Genomic DNA, 19095 nt, shown 5'->3' with positions numbered 1-19095 from the left:
TCAATCCCCCGTCTCAGCGCTGGCGGTACGTCACTCTCCGGCAGCGGAATCGGTGAATATGCTCATCCGGGCGAGCCGGTCGAAGGCCTCGTCGATGCGCTGCTCCCCAACCGTCACAGCGAGCCGTAGGAAGCCCTCACCGGACTCACCGAAGGCCGTTCCCGGAATGGTGAGGATGTGCGCCTCCTCGACGATGCGCGCGGCGCACTCGACGGACGTGAGGCCCGTCGCGCGGATGTCCGCCCACAGGTAGATCGCCCCCTGCGGCGCGAGGGCATCCATGTTCGCAAGGGCCCGGACGCGCTCGTACGCCCGCTCGAGACGGCGGCGGTAGAGCTCCTTGACCGGGGGCTGCAACTCGTGACGGCGCTCCAGGGCGTGCAGAGCCGCACGCTGGCTCACCGACGGCGCGGTGAAGACGTTGTTCTCGTTGACGTCGCGCGCGGTGGAGACGAACTCGGCCGGGGCCATGATCCAGCCGACGCGCCACCCCGTCATCATGAAGTCCTTGCTGAAGGAGCCGACGGTGATGGTGCGCTCCCCCATGCCCGGCAGCGAGGCGAAGGGCACGAACGGCTCGGTGTACGTGAACGACGTGTAGATGTCGTCCGCGATGACGACGAGGTCGTGTTCCTTCGCCACCTCGGCCACGGTCTCGAGCGCGGCGCGCGACCACGAGACGCCCGTCGGGTTGCAGGGCGTGTTGACGATGAGGGCCCGCGTGCGCGGCGTGACGGCGGCCTCGAGATCCTCACGGGTGACCTGGAAGCCGTTCTCCTTGCGCGTGGGCACGAAGACGGGCACGCCGCGGGCGAGACGGACCTGGCGCGGGTACGGCGTGAAGTACGGCTCGATGACGAGCACCTCGTCGCCGTCGTCGAGCAGCGTCTCCATGACGAGCCACATCGCGTGGCAGCCCGACGTCGTCACCATGACGTCGTCGACGGGGCGCTCGAGGGCGTGATCGGTGCGGTACATCTCGACGATCGCCTCACGCAGTTCGGGGTCGCCGAGGCTGGAGGTGTAGTGCGTGTGCCCGGCCTTCGCGTCGGCTGCGGCAGCGTCGATGACGCCCTCATCGGTGGTGAGGTCGGGGTCACCGAGGCTGAAGTTGATGACGTCGTCGAACTCGCGGGCGCGGTCGGCGATGACCGACATCTGCGTCGACGAATCGCCCTGGTATCGGGAGGAAATGAAACGTGCCATCGTTCGAGAGCCCCATATCGCGCAACGAGCCGCACCGATCAGGCGCGGGCGGCACCATCATGCCCCCGAAGACGCCGTCGTGACCGTTAGGGTGGACGCTCGTGAGTGGCCTTCTCGTGACCGGTACGTCCTCGGACGCAGGCAAGTCGCTCGTCGTCACGGGCCTGTGCCGTGCGTGGGCACGCCAGGGGGTCCGCGTCGCGCCGTTCAAGGCGCAGAACATGTCGAACAACTCGATGGTGTGCGCCGACGGCGCGGAGATCGGGCGCGCTCAGTATCTGCAGTGCGAGGCGGCCGGTGTCGAGGCGAGCGGGGTGCACAACCCTGTGCTCCTCAAGCCGGGCAGCGACCGGCAGGCGTTCGTCGTTGTGCGCGGCAAGCCCGCCGGGCGGCTCGAGGCCGGTGAGTACGCGACGGGCCGCACCCACCTGGCCGAAGCAGCCTTCGCCGCGTACGAGGAACTCCGGGCGAGCGTCGACCTCGTCGTCACCGAGGGTGCAGGCTCCCCGGCGGAGATCAATCTTCGGGCGGGTGACTACGTCAACATGGGTCTGGCCAGGCGCTTCGGCCTACCTGTGGCCCTTGTGGGCGACATCGACCGGGGCGGCGTGCTCGCAGCGCTTTACGGCACCTGGGCGTTGCTCGACGACGAGGACCGTGCGCTCCTTCGCACGTTCGTCATCAACAAGTTCCGCGGTGACGCGTCAGTGCTCACGCCTGGCCTCGACGAGATCCGTCGACGAACCGGCCTCTCGTGCGCGGGGGTGCTCCCCTGGCTCACGGACGTCTGGCTCGACTCGGAGGACGCCCTGTCGATCGGCCGCTGGCGACCCGACGACGACGCGATGTCCGAGCGCTTTTCGGTTGCTGTCGTGCGGTTTCCGCGCACGTCGAACGCGACGGACGTCGACGCGCTGGCCGCCGAACCGGGCATCGACGTCCACATCACGACCGACCTCGATCGCTGCCGAGAAGCCGACCTCCTTGTCCTGCCCGGCAGCCGTGCCACCGTCGACGACCTGGCATGGCTGCGTCGCCAGGGCCTCGACGCCGTCGTCTCCGAGCGTGCAGCAGCGGGTCGGCCGGTGCTCGGCATCTGCGGTGGGTACGAAATGCTCGTCGAGACGATCGAGGACGCCGTCGAATCGTCCGCAGGCATCGTCACGGGGTTGAGCGTGCTCGCCGGCCGCGTGACGTTCCACGACGAGAAGGTGCTCGCCCGCCCGAATGAACGGTGGAAGGGCCACGACGTCGACGGGTACGAGATCCATCACGGCGTCGTCGACGCGGAACCGACGTTCCCCGGCGGCTCGGCCTCGGGCTCGGTGTGGGGCACGATCTGGCACGGCACCTTCGAGAACGACGGCTTCCGACGCGCCTGGCTCGCCGAGGTCGCAGCGGCGGTCGGCTCCGCGTGGACGCCCGACCTCACGGCGCCAGGCTTCCGCGCGCGACGCAGCGCGATGATCGACGCCCTCGCTGACGCGTGTGAGGCGTCGCTCGACCTCGATCACCTTCTCGAAGTCGCCCAGGAGGCACCGTGACCGGCAGAAGGGTCAACGTCATCGGCATCGGTGCCGGCTCGCCCGTTCACCTCACGCTCGGCGCGATCGCCGCGATGCGCGAGGTCGACGTCTTCCTCGTCGCCGGCAAGGGCGAGGACACGGCCCAACTCGTGGCCGTCCGTGAAGAGCTGTGTCGGCGCCACTTGGAGCCGGGCAGCTACCGCTTCGTCACGCTGTCCGACCCCGAGCGCGGGCCGGACGCGCAGCGCGATGGCGGCCAGTACCGCCGAGGCGTCGACGACTGGCACGAGGCGCGCGCGCAGCTGTGGGGTGAAACGATCGACGCCCTCGATCCCGAGGTGAGCGTTGGCTTCCTCGTCTGGGGTGACCCGGCGTTCTACGACTCGACGATCCGCGTCGTCGAGCGGATGCGCGCTACCCGCAACTTCGACGTCCACGTCGTACCCGGCATATCGGCGTTCCAGGCCCTCGCGGCCGAGCACGGCATCGTCCTGCACGAGATCGGCAAGCCGATCCACATCACGACCGGACGTCGACTCGAAGCCGCCTGGAGCCCGGACGCTGCGTTCGTCGTCATGCTCGACGGCTCGCTTCACTGTACGGCGCTGCGGGAGCGGGCACCCGACCTCGTCCTCCACTGGGGTGCCTACCTAGGGCTGCCTCAACAAGAGTTGCGCTCCGGGCCGCTCGACGAGGTCATCGACGACATCGTCGACCTGCGCGCGCGGCTGCGCGCCGAGCACGGTTGGATCATGGACGTCTACGCCCTCGGTGCCGTGTCGTCGGCCTCGGCTGCCGAAGCCTGACGCCTCACGTCCACGGCAACCGGCGGCGCCGACGAATCCCCCGCCACCACCAGCGTCTGCATCTGGTGGGTGATGCGGTCAAAGGCCGAGCGGAATGCCTCGGCGTGTGGTTGGGCGGGAACCCGAACCGGACTCTCGAGATCCCGGGCGACGCCCAGCATCTCCCACGCGAGAACACCCCAACTGAGCGCGCCTACCCGAAAGCGGCAGCCTGTGGCCGTGGCCTCGAGTCCTTCGCGGAACGCGGCGGGGATCCTGCGAGCCACCCGCGAAACCTCGACGTCCATCTCGAAGCGCAGGACGCACTCGAATCTCTCCTCCAGATCACGGTGATGATCATGAGGCGGCACCTTCCTCGGCTCGAACGACCAGGACGTCACGCGAAGCTCGTCCATCCGATCGAGTCGGAACACGCGCCAATCCTGACGCCCTCGGTCATACGCCTGGAGATACCAGCGCTCTCCCTGGGTGATGAGTCGCCCAGGTTCCACTTCACGCGAGGACGTCTCGCCGTCGGCCTTGCGGTAGCTGAACCGCACCAGCGTCCGGTCGCGCTGTGCCGTGGCCAACTGTTGCAGCACGCGCAGATCGACCGCGGGCCGCGTTCGTGGCAGTGCGCGCGTGGCATCGTCCAGAGCCGAGGCGACAGCGCGCAGCCTCGGAGGGAGGACTTGATCCAGTTTCGTCAGCGCGCGAAGGGCCGCCTCACCGATCTCATCGGTGCCCGAAAGCGCTGCCATTCGTAGACACGCGACCATCGCCACGGCCTCGTCGTCGTCGAGCACGAGCGGCGGTAAACCGCGACCAGCCCCGAGGCGGTATCCGCCCTCAAGTCCACGTTCGCCCTCGACCGGGTACCCGAGCTCACGAAGACGCACCACATCGCGTCGTACCGTGCGCTCGGTCACCCCGAGGCGTTCCGCGAGTTCCGGACCCTGCCAGGACGTGCGCGATTCCAGGAGGCCGAGCAGGCGCAGGACGCGGTGTGTCGTTTCCGCCATGTGCTCATCCTGCCCGACACAGCGGACCGAACCTGTCCGGAAGGTGCGCTCTGATGGGTGTACGGCACGAGCCAATGACGAAAGGGACCCGCCATGTACCTACCCCAGATCGACGACGAACGCACCACGTTGTGCAACTACCTCGACGTCCAACTCGACGCGATCCGCGCGAGCGCGTACGGCCTCGACGACGAGCAGGCCCGCCGGACGCCGCTGCGCAGTGCGCTCAGCATCAGCGGCATCGTCAAGCACATCGTCTACTGCATGAAGCAGTCCTTGTCCGGCGCCGGACACCACGAACACGACCAGCCGTTCGAGGCGTTCGCCGCGAGCTTCACGCCCACCCCGGAGGAGACGCTCGACGTGCTTCTCGGGGTCTTCGACGACGTGCGTGCCCAGTACACACAGATGTGTCGAGAGGGCGACGTCGAAACAGAACTGCCCGTGGGGCCCATGCCGTGGTTCGGGATGGACGAGGCGCGCCCGGCGAAGCTGCGCTACCTCTACGTCCACCACGTCGAGGAGTTCGCTCGGCACGCAGGCCACGCGGACATCATCCGTGAGGAGCTGGACGGCGCGACGGCCGGTGAGCTGCTGGCAGCTGTGGAGGGCTGGCCGGCGAACGACTACATCACGCCCTGGCGGTCGTGACACGCCTCAGTCGGTCGTCCTGATGCTCGTGCGGCGCGCTTCGAGCCCGCGCAGGAGCATCCCGGCGGCGAGCACTCCGCCGACACCTTCACCGGCACGCAGACGCAGATCGAGCAAGGGCTCAAGTCCGAGTTCCGTGAGGACGAGTGCGTGCCCCTTCTCCCTGCTGCGCTGGCCAGCGACCAGGTAACCCTGCACCGCCGGCTCGAGTCGGCACGCGACGAGCGCGGCCACGGAGGTCGCGAGTCCGTCGAGCACGATCGTCGTCCCGGCGTCCGCCGCTGCGAGGCAGACTCCCGTGAGAACGGCGATCTCGGGTCCTCCGAGACAACGCAGGGCTCGCCGGGCGGCGTCGGCGTCCGAGCCGAAGGTTCCCGAACGCTCCAAGGCGGCGCTGACGACCTCGAGCTTGCGCTTCGACATCGCTGCATCGGCTCCCGAACCGAGCCCGACGACGTCGTCGGCGTCGACGCCGAGCAGCGCGCACGTCAGTGCGGCCGCCACGGTCGTGTTGCCGACACCCACCTCGCCGAGGACGACCAGTCCGTCGGCGGCGGCCCGCCGCCCGACGTTCTCACCGACTGTGACGCAGCGCTCCAGATCGTCGTCGGTGAGGGCGTCGGCGTCCCGAAGGTTGCCTCGCTTTCCACCGGGTCGGGCATCGATCGCCCCGGTGACGAGCTCACTCACGCCGGCGTCCACGACGTCCACCGCGAGACCTGCGGCTCGGGCGTGGGCCGCTCCGAGCGAGCTCGGGTCGGCCAGGGCATGGCCGAGAACGTCGGCCGTCACGTGCGGCTCGTAGGCGCTGACGCCGAGCTCGACGACGGGGTGGTCGGCACCCGCCAGAATCAGGCGCCCTCCGGAGGTCTGCGGACCGGACGTCGCCACGACACGGTTGAGGGCCCGGTCGAGGATGCCCAGTGACTCCGGCGGTGCGAGGAGCGTGTCCGCACCGTCCCCTGCCTCGACGAGTGCGTCGCCGTCGGGCGCGCGCAGGTGCGACAGCGGTTGCGCCGGTGCCCCGTCGCCCTCGGGCCACCGCTCCTCGAGCACGACGTCCTCGAGCGGCAGCTTCGTCGACCAGGACGCGCGCTGCAGGCCGGGCCCCGGCGGGCGCTCGTCCGGCCAGCCCAGGCACATCCACCCCAGCGTCTCGACTCCCTCGGGTGCCCCGATGAGGCCGGCCAGGTCGGACGGCTCGAAGAGCGTCACCCACCCCATCCCCAGACCGAGCGAGCGCGCCGTGAGCCACATGTTCTGAATGGCGCACGCGCACGACCAGACGTCGGTCTCGGTGAACGTGGCCCGACCGAGAACTCCGTTCGCCGGCGTCCGCCGATCGCAGGCCACGACGATGCCGATGGGCGCTTCGCGCAGGCCCTCGAGCTTGAGGTCGAGGAGGCGCGCCGCGCGCTCCGGCAGCAGGTCGCGTGCCTGACGCAGCCGCGCCGTGTCCGCGAGGTGCGCCGCGCGCTCGCGCGTCTCGGGTGAACGAACGACGACGAACCGCCACGGCTGGCTGTGGCCAACCGACGGCGCGCTGTGACCCGCCTTGAGCACCCGCTCGAGCAACTCGGGCTCGATCGCATCCGGCCGGTACCGCCGGATGTCACGTCGCCCGGCGATGACCCGCCCGAGCGCCTCGGTGACCTGCTCACCCATGGCCCAGCCGCGCGGATCCTCCCGGCGTTCCCGCGCGGAGGAGGCGTCACCGACGGTCGGTCGCGGTCGTCGGGGCGCGCCCGACGAGGTCACTGCTCCAGCTCCCCTTCGACGTCGAGGTAGACCTGCTGCATCGCGGCCATCGTCTCCGGGTTCGGGTTCTCCCACAGCCCACGGTCGGCGGCCTCGCCGAGCTTCTCGACGATGCCGTGCAGCGCCCACGGGTTCGCGTGGCGCATGAACTCCTGCGTCTGCTCGTCGAGCACGTACGACTGGGCGATCTGCTCGTACATCCAGTCGGGCACGACGTGGCTCGTCGCGTCGAAGCCGAAGAGGTAGTCGACGGTGGCGGCCAGTTCGAAGGCGCCCTTGTAACCGTGGCGTCGCATCGCGGCGATCCAGCGCGGGTTGACGACGCGAGCACGGAAGATGCGCGAGGTCTCCTCCGTGAGCGTGCGGGTCCTGATCGCGTCGGGCGTCGTCGAGTCGCCGACGTACGCCTCCGGCTCCTCGCCCGTGAGTGCCTTGACCGTGGCCACCATGCCGCCGTGGTACTGGAAGTAGTCGTCCGAATCGAGGATGTCCGACTCGCGGTTGTCGACGTTCTTCGCGGCCACCTTGATGCGGCCGTAGTTGCGTTCCATGTCGTCGCGGGCCGGAGCGCCGTCGAGGTCGCGGCCGTACGCGTAGCCGCCCCAGGTCGTGTACACCTCGGCGAGGTCGGCGTCGCTGCGCCAGTTGCCCGAGTCCATGACCTGCAGCAGACCGGCACCGTAGGAGCCCGGTTTCGAACCGAAAACGCGCGTGCGGGCCCGGCGCTCGTCGCCGTGGGCCTCGACGTCGGCGCGGGCGTGGGCGCGCACGAAGTTCATGTCGTCGGGTTCGTCGAGGTCGACGACGAGGCGGACGGCGTCGTCCAGCATCGCGATGACGTGCGGGAACGCGTCACGGAAGAAGCCCGAGATGCGCACCGTGACGTCGATGCGGGGCCGGTTGAGGTCGTCGAGCGGGATCGGCTCGAGGCCGACGACGCGGCGGGACTGCTCGTCCCAGCTCGGCGTGACGCCCAGCAGGGCGAGGATCTCGCCGATGTCGTCGCCGCTCGTCCGCATCGCCGAGGTGCCCCACGCGGACAAGCCCACGGACTCGGGCCACTCCCCGTGCTCGTCGCGGTACTTCGCGAGCAGCGAGTCGGCCATGGCCGTGCCCGTCTCGTACGCGAGACGGCTCGGAATGGCCTTGGGGTCGACCGAGTAGAAGTTGCGGCCCGTCGGCAGCACGTTGACGAGGCCGCGCAGCGGCGAGCCGCTCGGCCCGGCGGGCGTGTACCCACCGTCGAGGGCATGGAGGACGGCCGTCAGCTCGTCAGGCGTCTGGGCGAGGCGGGGTACGACCTGGGTTGCGGCGAACGTCAGCGACGCTTCGGCACCCCCTCGGTCGACGTCGGCGAGGCCCTCAAGCTGCTCCGCGACGATGGAGCACACCGCGTCGGCGGACCACCCCGCCTGCGCCAAGGCACTGACGAGAGCGTGTGCGCGCTCCTGCGCGGCGTCCGTCGCGGTGCGATCGGTGCTCGTCACCTCGAGGCCGAGGGACGTGCGGAGGCCGGGAACACCTTCACCACCGCCGCCGAACAGCTGGCGGGACTGGAGCATGGCCACGACGAGGTTGACGAGTTCGTCACCCTCCGGCGCGCGCCCGAGAACGTGCAGACCGTCGCGGATCTGGACGTCCTTGATCTCGCACAGCCACCCGTCGACGTGCATGACGAACGCGTCGAAGTCGTCCTCGTCCGGCTGCTCGTCGAGACCGAGGTCGTGGTGTAGTTCTGCCGCTCGGATGAGGGTCCAGATCTCGCCGCGCAGCGCTGGCGCCTTCGCCGGGTCCATGACCGAGACGTTGCCGTACTCGTCGAGCAGCTGCTCGAGGCGCGCGATGTCGCCGTACCCCTCGGCGCGGGCCATCGGCGGCACGAGGTGATCGACGATCGTCGCGTGCGCTCGGCGCTTGGCCTCGGTGCCCTCACCCGGATCGTTGACGAGGAACGGGTAGATGAGCGGCAGGCTGCCGAGGGCCGCGTCCGTGCCGCAGGAGGCCGACATGCCCAGGCTCTTGCCCGGCATCCATTCGAGGTTGCCGTGCTTGCCCATGTGGACGACGGCGTGCGCGCCGAACTCCTCCTCGAGCCACCGGTACGTGGCGAGGTAGTGGTGCGTGGGCGGAAGGTCGGGGTCGTGGTAGATGGCGATCGGGTTCTCGCCGAACCCGCGCGGCGGCTGGACGAGGATGACGAGGTTGCCGCTGCGCATGGCCGCCGCGACGATGTCACCGTCGGGGTTCTCCTGGCGGTCGACGAAGAGTTCACCGGGCGCTTCACCCCAGTGCTTGCGCATCGCGTCGGTGAGGTCGCTCGGTAGCGCGTCGAACCAACGGCGGTAGGTCGCGGCAGGGATACGGACGTGGGCGTCGCCGAGCTGAGCATCCGTCAGCCAGTCCGGATCCTGCCCGCCAGCGGCGATGAGGGCGTGGATGAGCGCGTTGCCTGCTGTGGTGTCCGGGTGCTCGTCGTCGACGGGTGCGACGCCGTGTTCCCCGCCGACACCGTCGAGCCCGGGAATGGCACCGGGCTCGCCGAGGTCGTAGCCCGCGTCACGCATGGCGCGCAGCAACCGAATGGTCGAGACGGGCGTGTCGAGGCCCACGGCGTTACCGATGCGGGAGTGCTTCGTCGGGTACGCCGACAGCACGAGGGCGATGCGGCGCTCGGACGGCGCGAGCCGACGCAGGCGGGCGTGGCCGAGCACGATGCCGGCGACACGTGCACAACGTTCGGGGTCGGCCACGTAGGTGGCGAGACCGTCCTCGTCGAACTCCTTGAAGGAGAACGGCACCGAGATGATGCGCCCGTCGAACTCGGGCACGGCGACCTGGGTCGCCACGTCGAGCGGCGTCATGCCGTCGTCGGAGTCGAGCCAGTCCTCACGCCCCCAGGTGAGGCACAGCCCCTGGACGATCGGCACGTCGAGCGCGGCCAACGCCTGAACGTCCCAACTCTCGTCGTCCTCACCGGCGCCGGCACTTGCCGGACGCGTGCCGCCCGCGGCGAGCACCGTGGTGACGAGGGCGTCGTAGCGACGCAGGTGCTCGAGCAACTCGGCTTCGGGGTCGCGCAGCGACGACACGAAAACCGGTTCGCCGACACCACCCGCGGCATCGAGAGCGTCGGCCAGGGCGTGGACGTAGGCGACGTTGTCCGCGACGTACTGGGCTCGGTAGAAGAGCACTCCGACCCGGGGCCCCTCAGGCGTGGGAGCTTCCGGGCGCTCGAGGACACCCCACGACGGGGTCGTGACCGGCGGGTCGAAGCCCTCACCGGTGAGCAGAAGGGTGTCGCTGAGGAAGGCGTGCAGTGACGCGAGGTTCGTCGCGCCACCCTGAGCGAGGTAGTCGTGGGCTTGGCGGGCGACGCCGGGCGGGGTGGTCGAGCACTCGATGAGCGCCGCATTCGGCTCCTGCTCGCCGCCGAGGACGACGACCGGGACACCTGACGCAGCGAGGGCGTCGAAGCCGTCGAAGAGGTCCTGTGGCCCGCCGAGAAGGCGCACGACGACGATGTCAGCTCCGTCGGTGACCTCTCCGATCGGGCGCGGCCGGGCCGGGTTGGCGATGGCGTAGTCCGCACCGCTGGAGCGCGCGCTGCGCAGGTCCGTGTCGGAGGTTGAGATCAGGGCAATACGAGCCATCAGGCGCTCCTTCGTGAGTGTCCGCGCTCACGTCGACGTCGTGGACTCTCCCGGGTTCCCGGCGAGCCGGTCGCGGCGGCGTTCCTGACTTGCACGAGGGCTCACAGTGGCGGGACCGTCCCGGATTCACACCGGGTTCCGCAGCTCACGACCAGCCCCGACCCTACCTGGCTTACCCCTATGCTGGGCGCCGTGCCGTCCCGCCAGATTCACGATCGCTGCCCCGGAGTGCTGCGACCGTTCGCAGCCGACGACGGCGCCATCGTCCGGCTGCGACTTCCTGGGGGACGCACCGACACAACGGAATTGGTCGACATCTCCGCTCTCGCCGAGGAGTTCGGGGCACCCTTCGTCCAGCTGACGTCACGCGGCAACCTTCAACTCCGCGGCTTGCCCGAGCCGCTGCCGGAGCCCTTCGTCCGGACGGTGGAGCGACTGGGGTTGCTCCCCTCGGCCACCCACGAGCGCGTTCGCAACATTGTTGCCGACCCGTCACCCGAACTAGACTGGCTGGTCAGCGAACTCGATGACCGACTGCAGCGGGACGACGCCCTCGCCACGCTTCCGGGACGGTGGCTCTTCGCACTCTCCGACGAGACGGGCCCTTCGCTGGACGCGCCGTACGACGTGGCGTTCCAACAGTTCTCGCCCACATCCGGTCGCCTCCTCGCCGGGCGACAGTCGCGCCCCTGCTCCCCCGCCGAGGCCGTGAGCGCTCTGCTCGGCGTGGCGAACCGCTTCCTCACCCTCCGTGACTCGGACGCCGTGTGGAACGTGCGTGACCTGCCTTCCGACTCACCGTTGTTCGTCGGCTTCGAGACCTTCGACAGTGCCCCGACCGTGTCTCGGCGCGCTGCCGGATCGGGGCCGATCGGCGCGAACGTCGTGGAGCTGACGGAACTCGGCGTACCGCTGGGCTTCCTCACGCCCACCCTCGTCGCAGCACTGGTCGCGACCCTCGGCTCGTCGGCACGGATCGTCGTGACGCCGCACCGGAGCCTCGTCCTACCCGCCGACACATCGCCCGAGGCGATCGACGAACTGATCGGGGCCGGATTCCACTGCGCGACGGATCCGCGACGCCGCGTGACGGCCTGCATCGGCGCGCCCTTCTGCCGCCGCACCGACTCCCCCACCGTCGAAATCGCCCGCACAACCCCCGCCCCCGAGGCCGACGGACGCCTTCACATCGTGGGCTGCGAACGAGCCTGCGGCCGACCGACTTCCACCCACACCCTCGTCGTGGCGCCGCGCAACGCCGACGACGTGGCCGACGCACGAGGTGACCGATGACGAGGCTCCCCACCCGCCGCTACCCTTACGAACGGGACGGGCAGGCGATCTACCGAGAGTCGTTCGCGACCATCCGACGAGAAGCCGACCTGTCAACGCTGCCCGAGTCACTGCACACGGCGGCTGTACGCATCATCCACGCGGCAGGCGACGTCGACATCGCCAGGGAGATCGAGGGAAGCCCCGACGTAGCCGACGCCGTCCATGACGCCCTCAGCGCAGGCGCGAGCATTCTCACCGACTCGTTCATGCTCGCGAACGGCGTGACGCGCCGACGCCTTCCGGCCGACAACGAGGTGCGCTGCACCTTGCGTGACCCGGCGGTGCCCGACCTCGCGCGCCAGTGGCGTACGACGCGCTCCGCGGCGGCTGTCTCGCTCTGGGAGCCATGGCTCGACGGCGCAGTGGTCGCGATCGGCAATGCTCCGACGGCGCTGTTCCACCTCCTCGAGGTCATCGCCGACGGCGGCCCGCGCCCCGCGGCGATCATCGGCATGCCGGTCGGTTTCGTCGGGTCAGCCGAATCCAAGATCGCGTTGAGCACCTTCGCCCCCGAGGGCGGGCCGGTGCCGTGGCTCACGGTGCACGGACGTCGGGGCGGCTCGGCCATGGCTGCTGCCACGATCAACGCTCTCGCGACGCGGGACGAACTGGCATGAGCGCACCGGCACCAGCAGCTCTGCACGTCGTGGGGCTCGGGCCGGGTGATCCCGACCTCCTCACCCTCAAAGCGGCCCGCCTCGTGGAGTCGGCGGATGTCGTCGCCTACCACCGGGGCCCGGAGCGATCGAGCATCGCGCGTTCCATCGTGGCCGAACTCCTCGCCGAGCGTGCGGTGCCCGCCGTCGAGGAGGAACTCGTCTACCCCGTGACGACCGGGGAGGCTGCCCATCCGCGCGGATATCACGGCGCTCTGGCGGACTTCTACCTGGACTGCGCCGCCCGGCTTGGTGCGCACCTGCGCGCGGGACGCACCGTCGTCCTCCTCGCGGAGGGTGACCCCTTCTTCTACGGCTCGTCGATGTACGTCCACGACCTGCTCGCCGGGGAGTTCGAGACGCATCGGGTTCCCGGCGTCACGTCCGTCTCCGGCGCGACGGCGGCCATCGGTTCAGGGTTGTGCCGTCACGAGGACGTGCTCACGGTTCTGCCGGGCACCTTGCCCGTGCCGGAACTCGCGCGTCGCCTCGCCGACACCGACGCCGCCGTCATCATGAAGCTCGGGCGCACGTTCGCCAATGTGCGTGAGGCACTGCGTCAGGCGAACCTGCTCGAGCGTGCCGTGTACGTCGAGCGGGCCAGCCGCGACGGCGAACGGGTGCTGCCGGTCGCCGACGTCGATCCCGAGACCGTGCCGTACATGGCGCTCGTCGTGGTTCCCGGCCTCGACAGGCGGGCTGACGCTGCCGGCCGCGCGGAGGGATCCGCACCGACTCCGTCAACCAGCCCGTCGGGCGCGGTAGGGACGGTTCACGTCGTCGGCCTCGGGCCCGGTCCCGACCGCTGGCTGAGCCCCGAAGCGACCGAGGTCCTGGGTCGAGTCGCCCACGTCATCGGGTACGCGCCGTACGTCGAGCGCGTGCCGCAGCGCCCCGGGCTGACGCGTCACGCGAGCGGCAACACCGTCGAAGTCGACCGAGGGGCCCTCGCGCTGCGCCTTGCCGCCGACGGCGAGGACGTCGCAGTGGTCTCGGGTGGCGACGCGGGCGTGTTCGGCATGGCGTCAGCGGTGTTCGAGGCGCGCGAGAACGCCGACGCCGGTCTGCGCCACGTCACCGTGCACGTCGTTCCTGGCATCACGGCAGCTCATGCCGCGTCGGCCCTCGCGGGCGCGGCCCTCGGTGCCGATCACGCGCTCATCTCGCTGTCGGACCGCCTCAAGCCGTGGGATGTCATCGACGCGCGACTGCGAGCCTGCGCCCAAGCCGATCTGGCCATGGCCTTCTACAACCCCCGATCGGCGAGCCGGCCGCACCAGTTCGGCGACGCGCTCACCGTCCTGCGCGAGGAGCTGCCCCACGACCGGGTGGTGGCCGTGGCTCGCCACGTCGGTCGCGACGCCGAGGAACTGCGCACGACGACGCTCGGCGAGTTGGATCCGGAGACGATCGACATGGGGTGCCTCGTCATCGTCGGCGCGAGTTCGACGCGGATGACCGAGGACGGCCGCGTCTGGACGCCGCGCTTCGTCAGCTGAGGTACCGCACCTCACGGACGTTCAGCGTCAGTTGCCCGTCGGACGCTCGCGACACGCGCTGTAGAGGTGCGACTCGACGAAGTCGTCGCTCGCGAGCGCGGGGCCGACGAGGATGACAGCGGCCTGACGCAGCCCGGCTTCCGCCACCAGCGCAGGCACTGAGGTCAGCGTTCCGCGCAGGACGAGCTGCTCGGGCGTACTCACGCGGTACCCGACAACGACCGGGCATTCCGGGCCGTAGTGCTCCGCGAGTTCGGCGCACAACCGGTCGGTGTGACGAATCGCGAGGTGCAGCGCGAGGGTCGCACCCGTGCGGGCGAAGTTCGCAAGCTCCTCCCCCGGCGGCATCTTCGTCGAGTCGCGCTGGGCGCGGGTGAGCACGAGCGACTGCGTCACCTCAGGGGCCGTGAGCTCTCGTCCGATGACGGCGGCTGTGGCCGCGTAGGCGGGCACGCCCGGGCAGACCTCCCACGGCACTCCGAGAGCGTCGAGTCGTCGGGTCTGTTCGGCGAGAGCCGAGTAGATCGACGGGTCGCCCGAGCACAGCCGCGCGACGTCCGCTCCGCGGGCGTGAGCCTCGGCCATGACGCGCGTGATGTCGTCGAGGTCGAGACGTTGCGTGTCGATACGTTCGGCGTCGGCGGGCAGGTGAGCGAGCACGGCCGCGTCGAGGTAGGTGCCGGCGAACAGGCACACCGACGAGCGCTCGAGCAGGTTCACGGCGCGCAGCGTGAGGAGATCGGCCGCTCCCGGACCGGCACCGATGAAGTGGACGGTCATGCGGGCTCCTTGAACCGGGTGGGCCGCGTGAGGCACCACTGAACGACGCTGCGGGCAGGCTTCCAGCCGTGGAAGCGCCCGAGAGGCTCGAGATGTTCGACGGCAAGGCGGGTGAGTTCGCCGCCGTGTGTGCGGTGTGCCTCGTGAAGCAGCGCTTCGCTCTCGGTCGTCACGGCGTGGGCGACGAGCCGGCCACCCGGCCGCAGTGCGGCGACCGCGGTGTCCACGACGTCACGTTCCAGTCCCCCGCCGAGGAAAACGGCATCCGGCCGGGGCAGGGTGTCGTCGCGCACGGCGGCGCCCGTGCTGGTGACGTGGACGTCCACGCGCGAGGAGACGCCGAAGCGGGCGGCGTTCTGCGTCACCCGAGCGGCACGGTCCGGATCGCGCTCGATGGCGACCGTGCGGGCCCGCGGGGCAGCGAGGCACCACTCGATCCCCACGGCCCCCGAGCCGGCTCCGAGGTCCCACAGGACCTGACCGGGCAAAGGGCGCAGCCGGGCGAGGGCGGTGGCACGCACGTCTCGCTTCGTGATGAGTCCGTCGTGCTCGAACGCGTCGTCGGCACGACCGGGGGCTGGCCCGAGGGCTTGTGGCTCGGCGTTGAGAACACCGACCTCGAGGCACACGACGACGAGGTCAGGGGTGCGTTCGTCACCCCACGCAGCGCAGGTGGTGCTGTTCGTGCCCTCGTTCTGGCCACCGAGGTGCCACCACGCGGTGAGCTGTGCGGTTCCGGCGCCTGCCTCCACGGCGAGGCGTGCAACCTCCGCGGGGCCGTCGCCGTCCGAACAGAGCAGGACGAGACGGGAGCCCGGGGTGACGAACGGAAGGAAGCGGTCCGTGGATCGGCCGACGAGGCTGACGACGTCGACGGACTCCGCCGACCACCCCATCCGAGCGCGGGCCAGCGCCTCCGACGAGAGCGCCGGGTGGACACGCACCGCCTCCCGACCAACTGCCTTGATCAGCGTCGTTCCGATGCCCGACAACAACGGGTCTCCGGACGCGAGAACGACTGTGTTCCTGCTTGATTCGCCGACAAGCGACTGCAGGTTGTCGCGCAGCGGAGACGGCAGGGGTCGCCGTTCCTGCTGTCCCATCGACGGCAGCAGGTCGAGCTGACGTGGGCTTCCGATGACGGTGTCGGCCCGTCCCACGAGGTTCCGTGTGGCTTCAGAGAGACCACTCCACCCGTCGTCCCCGATGCCCACGACCTCGATCATGGCCGACACCCTACGACAAGGCTGGGCACCGACGGCGGCCCTGAGGGACGCGAAACCTCGGATCGGCCCGGACACCACCACGGCGCGCGCGTCTGCCATGATGTCTCCCGGTTGCATGACGAGGAATACCGGTGAGAATCCGGAGCGGTCCCGCCACTGTGAGCTTCCCTTCGAAGCGAGCCAGGACGTCGTCATCACCTGCCACGTGCACGAGCCGTGGCATCTCGTACGGCAAGCGTGGTCACTTGCCAGGAGGATTCGTGATGTCCCGTTATCCCTTCACGGCCGTCGTCGGCGCAGACGACCTCGAACTGGCTCTCGTGCTGACGACGATCTCACCGGCCATCGGTGGTGTGCTCGTTCGCGGCGAGAAGGGCACGGCCAAGTCGACCATCGTGCGCGGGCTCGTCGACGTGCTCCCCCGGATCGACGTCGTCGCCGGATGCCGCTACAGCTGCGACCCGCGGACCCCGGAGCCGAACTGCCCCGACGGCCCTCACGACGCCGACGGTGACGCCACGAGTCGCCCGGTCCGCCTTGTCGAACTTCCCGTCGGCGCCGGCGACGACCGAGTCAGTGGCTCGCTCGATCTGGCCCGGGCCTTGGGCGCCGGCAGCGCCGAGTTCCGTCCCGGTCTGCTCGCCGAGGCCAACCGGGGGTTGCTCTACGTCGACGAGGTCAACCTCCTGCACGACCACCTCGTCGATCTCCTTCTCGACGCATCGGCGATGGGTAGCAATACTGTCGAGCGTGACGGCATGTCGGTGACGCACGCAGCCCGTTTCGTTCTCGTCGGCACGATGAACCCCGAGGAGGGCGAACTACGCCCCCAGCTGCTCGACCGTTTCGGTCTCTCCGTCGACGTCGCTGCCTCGCGTGACCCCGAGGTCCGCGCCGAAGTCGTCACGCGTCGACTCGCCTTCGACGCGAACCCCGATGCGTTCCTCGAACGATTCGCGGGCCATCAGGCTCGCCTGCGAGAGCGCATCGCCGCGGCCCAGGAGCGTGTCGGAGGGGTTGTCCTTTCCCCGTGGGCGCTGCGCACCATCGCCCGCGTGTGTGCCGGCTTCGACGTCGACGGGATGCGTGCCGACATCGTCATCGCGCGAACGGCCAGTGCGCACGCCGCGTGGCGTGGCGCCGACGCCGTCGAGCGTGAGGACATCCGCGCAGCGGCCGTCCTTGCGCTCGCACACCGCCGACGCCGCGGCCCCTTCGACCCGCCCGGCCTGGACGAAGACCTTCTCGATCGGCTGCTCGACGAGGAACCGCCCCCGCCGCCCGAGGGTGGCGACGATCCCGACGACGAGCCGCAGGGGCCCGACGACGAGGAGCCGTCCGACTCCGAGGCCACCGACGAAAGCGAAGCCACTGACGGGCCAAGCGCCGATTCTCCTCAACCGCCGCCTGCCCAGGACGACAGCCCGCGTGACGAGCAGTCACCCACGTCCTCGCACGACACGCACGCCGAGACAGAGGCGGAACAGAGCCCTGCCGATACACAGGACGAACCGCAGAACGCGGCCGCACCCGTCGCGACGGCATCGGTCGGCGCCCCCTACCGCCCACAGCGCTTCGAACTGTCGAGCATCGGTCGAGGTGAGGCCGGACGACGCAGCCGCGCCGAAACGACGACGGGCCGCGTCGTCGGTGTACGCCCCGATCGTGAGGGCAAGGTCCACCTCCTCGCGACGGTCCGCGAAGCGGCCGTGCGGCAAGTAGCACGGAAGGCCGAGCCCGGCTCGGGGCTCCTCGTCGAACCGGCGGACCTGCGCCATGCGCGGATCATGGGCCGTGAATCCAACCTCGTCCTCTTCTGCGTGGATGCCTCGGGCTCGATGGCCGCACGCAAGCGGATGAGCGAGGTCAAGACCGCCGTGCTCTCGCTCTTGCTCGACGCCTACGAGCGTCGCGACAAGGTTGGCCTCGTGACGTTCGCCGGCGACGGTGCCCGCCTCGCCCTGCCGCCGACCTCCTCCGTCGACCGAGCCGCGACCCTGCTCGCCGACGTTCCGCACGGCGGGCGCACCCCTGTCGAGGAGGGCCTGCTCGAAGCGGCGGACGTGCTGCGCATCGAGCGGCTGCGCGACCCGAACCGACGTCCCCTGCTCGTGCTCGTCACCGACGGCCGCGCGACGAGCGGCGAGCGCGCCCTCGAGCGAGCCTTCGACGTGGCCGATAGGTGGCACTCCCTCGACGTCGAGACGATCGTCGTCGACTGCGAATCGGGACGCTTCCGACTCGGCCTCGCGGGGCAGCTCGCCCAGCGGATGCTCGCCCGTCACGTGCCGCTGGAACAGGTTTCGGCCACCGGCCTCATCGACGCCATCGCTCCCGCGGCGACGCCGCGCACCTCGAACGGGAAGGCAGCCTGATGCCCCAGGGACAGACCCCCAGCACTCCGGACGACGGCCTCACGACCCGTCAGCGCCGCAACCGCCCCCTCGTCGTCGTCCACCACGGCTCGGGCAAGGGCAAGTCGACGGCCGCCTTCGGGCTCGCGCTGCGCGCCTGGAACCAGGGCTGGTCGATCGGCGTCTTCCAGTTCGTGAAGTCCGCCAAGTGGCGCATCGGTGAGCAGGCCGCGCTCGAAGCGCTCGGTGAAGTCCACACGAGCACGGGCCAGGGTGGCCCGGTCGAGTGGCACAAGATGGGCTCCGGCTGGTCGTGGTCGCGCCGCGCCGGCTGCGAGGAGGACCACGCTGCCGATGCGCTCGAGGGGTGGCGCGAGATCCAGCGACGACTGGCCGCCGAGACACACGGCTTCTACGTCCTCGACGAATTCACCTACCCCATCAAGTGGGGTTGGATCGACCCGCACGAGGTGGCCGAGACCCTGTCCTCGCGCCCCGGCCACCAGCACGTCGTCATCACCGGACGTGACCCACACCCCACGCTCATCGAGGTCGCCGATCTCGTGACGGAGATGACGAAGGTGAAGCACCCGTTCGATTCCGGCCAGAAGGGCCAGCGGGGCATCGAATGGTGAGTGGATCAGGGG

General features: G+C 70.0%; 14 protein-coding genes, 1 pseudogene and 2 riboswitches. Of the genes and pseudogenes, 8 read left to right on the top strand and 7 right to left on the bottom strand.

The features are described from left to right. Positions 1-30 precede the first annotated feature (30 nt). Positions 31-1206, bottom strand: coding sequence for an aminotransferase class I/II-fold pyridoxal phosphate-dependent enzyme (locus AA983_RS13265; protein WP_047312761.1), 1176 nt, complete (start codon positions 1204-1206; stop codon positions 31-33). A gap of 101 nt (positions 1207-1307) precedes the next feature. On the opposite strand from AA983_RS13265, the gene AA983_RS13260 reads away from it, so the two are divergent. Then, the gene (locus tag AA983_RS13260; protein WP_047312760.1) at positions 1308-2750 is read left to right on the top strand and encodes a cobyric acid synthase; all 1443 of its coding nucleotides are present in this window, start codon (positions 1308-1310) and stop codon (positions 2748-2750) included. Beyond that, on the top strand, positions 2747-3538 hold the full coding sequence (cobF, locus tag AA983_RS13255) for a precorrin-6A synthase (deacetylating) (protein ID WP_047312759.1): 792 nt from the start codon (positions 2747-2749) through the stop codon (positions 3536-3538). Before AA983_RS13260 ends, cobF begins: the two co-directional genes overlap by 4 nt. Here the strand turns inward: cobF and AA983_RS13250 are convergent. Both AA983_RS13250 and AA983_RS15855 read right to left on the bottom strand, forming a co-directional pair. After that, positions 3493-4323 (bottom strand): YafY family protein, encoded by an 831-nt coding sequence (locus tag AA983_RS13250; RefSeq protein ID WP_231579621.1) that lies wholly within the window; start codon positions 4321-4323, stop codon positions 3493-3495. The genes cobF and AA983_RS13250 overlap by 46 nt on opposite strands. A gap of 42 nt (positions 4324-4365) precedes the next feature. Continuing rightward, a pseudogene (locus AA983_RS15855) lies at positions 4366-4539 on the bottom strand (HTH domain-containing protein); the annotation flags it as partial. Between the two features lie 93 nt (positions 4540-4632). Here AA983_RS15855 and AA983_RS13245 point away from each other — a divergent pair. Beyond that, positions 4633-5190 carry a DUF664 domain-containing protein gene (locus tag AA983_RS13245; RefSeq protein ID WP_047312758.1) on the top strand — a complete coding sequence of 186 codons (558 nt, stop codon included), beginning with the start codon at positions 4633-4635 and terminating at the stop codon, positions 5188-5190. 6 nt (positions 5191-5196) lie between these two features. Here AA983_RS13245 and bluB read toward each other — a convergent pair whose 3' ends face one another. After that, the gene (gene bluB / locus AA983_RS13240; RefSeq protein ID WP_047312757.1) at positions 5197-6855 is read right to left on the bottom strand and encodes a 5,6-dimethylbenzimidazole synthase; all 1659 of its coding nucleotides are present in this window, start codon (positions 6853-6855) and stop codon (positions 5197-5199) included. Between the two features lie 89 nt (positions 6856-6944). Beyond that, complete coding sequence (gene cobN, locus AA983_RS13235; protein ID WP_047312756.1) at positions 6945-10598, bottom strand: cobaltochelatase subunit CobN; 3654 nt, start codon at positions 10596-10598, stop codon at positions 6945-6947. 56 nt (positions 10599-10654) lie between these two features. Next, a riboswitch (cobalamin riboswitch) is annotated at positions 10655-10773 on the bottom strand. Between the two features lie 17 nt (positions 10774-10790). Between cobN and AA983_RS13230 the strand changes: the two genes are divergently transcribed. The 3 genes from AA983_RS13230 to cobJ are packed head-to-tail and all read left to right on the top strand — an operon-like array spanning position 10791 to position 14088. After that, a complete protein-coding gene (locus tag AA983_RS13230; protein ID WP_231579613.1) occupies positions 10791-11891 on the top strand; it encodes a cobalamin biosynthesis protein CobG in 1101 nt (366 codons plus the stop codon). Next, the gene (locus AA983_RS13225; RefSeq protein ID WP_047312754.1) at positions 11888-12550 is read left to right on the top strand and encodes a precorrin-8X methylmutase; all 663 of its coding nucleotides are present in this window, start codon (positions 11888-11890) and stop codon (positions 12548-12550) included. The genes AA983_RS13230 and AA983_RS13225 overlap by 4 nt, the downstream gene beginning before the upstream one ends. Then, positions 12547-14088 carry a precorrin-3B C(17)-methyltransferase gene (gene cobJ / locus AA983_RS13220; protein WP_047312753.1) on the top strand — a complete coding sequence of 514 codons (1542 nt, stop codon included), beginning with the start codon at positions 12547-12549 and terminating at the stop codon, positions 14086-14088. The genes AA983_RS13225 and cobJ overlap by 4 nt, the downstream gene beginning before the upstream one ends. A gap of 27 nt (positions 14089-14115) precedes the next feature. Here cobJ and AA983_RS13215 read toward each other — a convergent pair whose 3' ends face one another. Next, positions 14116-14868 carry a cobalt-precorrin-4/precorrin-4 C(11)-methyltransferase gene (locus tag AA983_RS13215; protein ID WP_047312752.1) on the bottom strand — a complete coding sequence of 251 codons (753 nt, stop codon included), beginning with the start codon at positions 14866-14868 and terminating at the stop codon, positions 14116-14118. Further along, entirely contained in the window at positions 14865-16094 is a 1230-nt protein-coding gene (gene cbiE, locus AA983_RS13210) for a precorrin-6y C5,15-methyltransferase (decarboxylating) subunit CbiE (RefSeq protein WP_197079022.1), read from the bottom strand. Before cbiE ends, AA983_RS13215 begins: the two co-directional genes overlap by 4 nt. An 81-nt stretch (positions 16095-16175) precedes the next feature. Further along, positions 16176-16302: riboswitch (cobalamin riboswitch) on the top strand. 55 nt (positions 16303-16357) lie between these two features. On the opposite strand from cbiE, the gene AA983_RS13205 reads away from it, so the two are divergent. Together AA983_RS13205 and cobO are read left to right on the top strand one after the other, a co-directional pair. Next, on the top strand, positions 16358-18469 hold the full coding sequence (locus AA983_RS13205; RefSeq protein ID WP_047312750.1) for a VWA domain-containing protein: 2112 nt from the start codon (positions 16358-16360) through the stop codon (positions 18467-18469). After that, positions 18469-19083, top strand: coding sequence for a cob(I)yrinic acid a,c-diamide adenosyltransferase (gene cobO, locus AA983_RS13200; protein WP_047312749.1), 615 nt, complete (start codon positions 18469-18471; stop codon positions 19081-19083). Before AA983_RS13205 ends, cobO begins: the two co-directional genes overlap by 1 nt. Positions 19084-19095 lie beyond the last annotated feature (12 nt).

It is taken from the genome of Dermacoccus sp. PE3, from assembly GCF_001021715.1.
GTDB lineage: Bacteria > Actinomycetota > Actinomycetes > Actinomycetales > Dermatophilaceae > Dermacoccus > Dermacoccus abyssi.
Note: the sequence above shows the minus strand (reverse complement) of the source record. Positions and strands in the feature narration are given on the sequence as shown.

Coding starts and splice junctions, on each gene's coding strand:
- AA983_RS13265 (WP_047312761.1), bottom strand. CDS start 1,206: ATGGCACGTTTCATTTCCTCCCGATACCAGGGCGATTCGTCGACGCAG.
- AA983_RS13245 (WP_047312758.1), top strand. CDS start 4,633: ATGTACCTACCCCAGATCGACGACGAACGCACCACGTTGTGCAACTAC.
- bluB (WP_047312757.1), bottom strand. CDS start 6,855: ATGGGTGAGCAGGTCACCGAGGCGCTCGGGCGGGTCATCGCCGGGCGA.
- cobN (WP_047312756.1), bottom strand. CDS start 10,598: ATGGCTCGTATTGCCCTGATCTCAACCTCCGACACGGACCTGCGCAGC.
- AA983_RS13225 (WP_047312754.1), top strand. CDS start 11,888: ATGACGAGGCTCCCCACCCGCCGCTACCCTTACGAACGGGACGGGCAG.
- cobJ (WP_047312753.1), top strand. CDS start 12,547: ATGAGCGCACCGGCACCAGCAGCTCTGCACGTCGTGGGGCTCGGGCCG.
- AA983_RS13215 (WP_047312752.1), bottom strand. CDS start 14,868: ATGACCGTCCACTTCATCGGTGCCGGTCCGGGAGCGGCCGATCTCCTC.
- cbiE (WP_197079022.1), bottom strand. CDS start 16,094: ATGATCGAGGTCGTGGGCATCGGGGACGACGGGTGGAGTGGTCTCTCT.
- AA983_RS13205 (WP_047312750.1), top strand. CDS start 16,358: ATGTCCCGTTATCCCTTCACGGCCGTCGTCGGCGCAGACGACCTCGAA.
- cobO (WP_047312749.1), top strand. CDS start 18,469: ATGCCCCAGGGACAGACCCCCAGCACTCCGGACGACGGCCTCACGACC.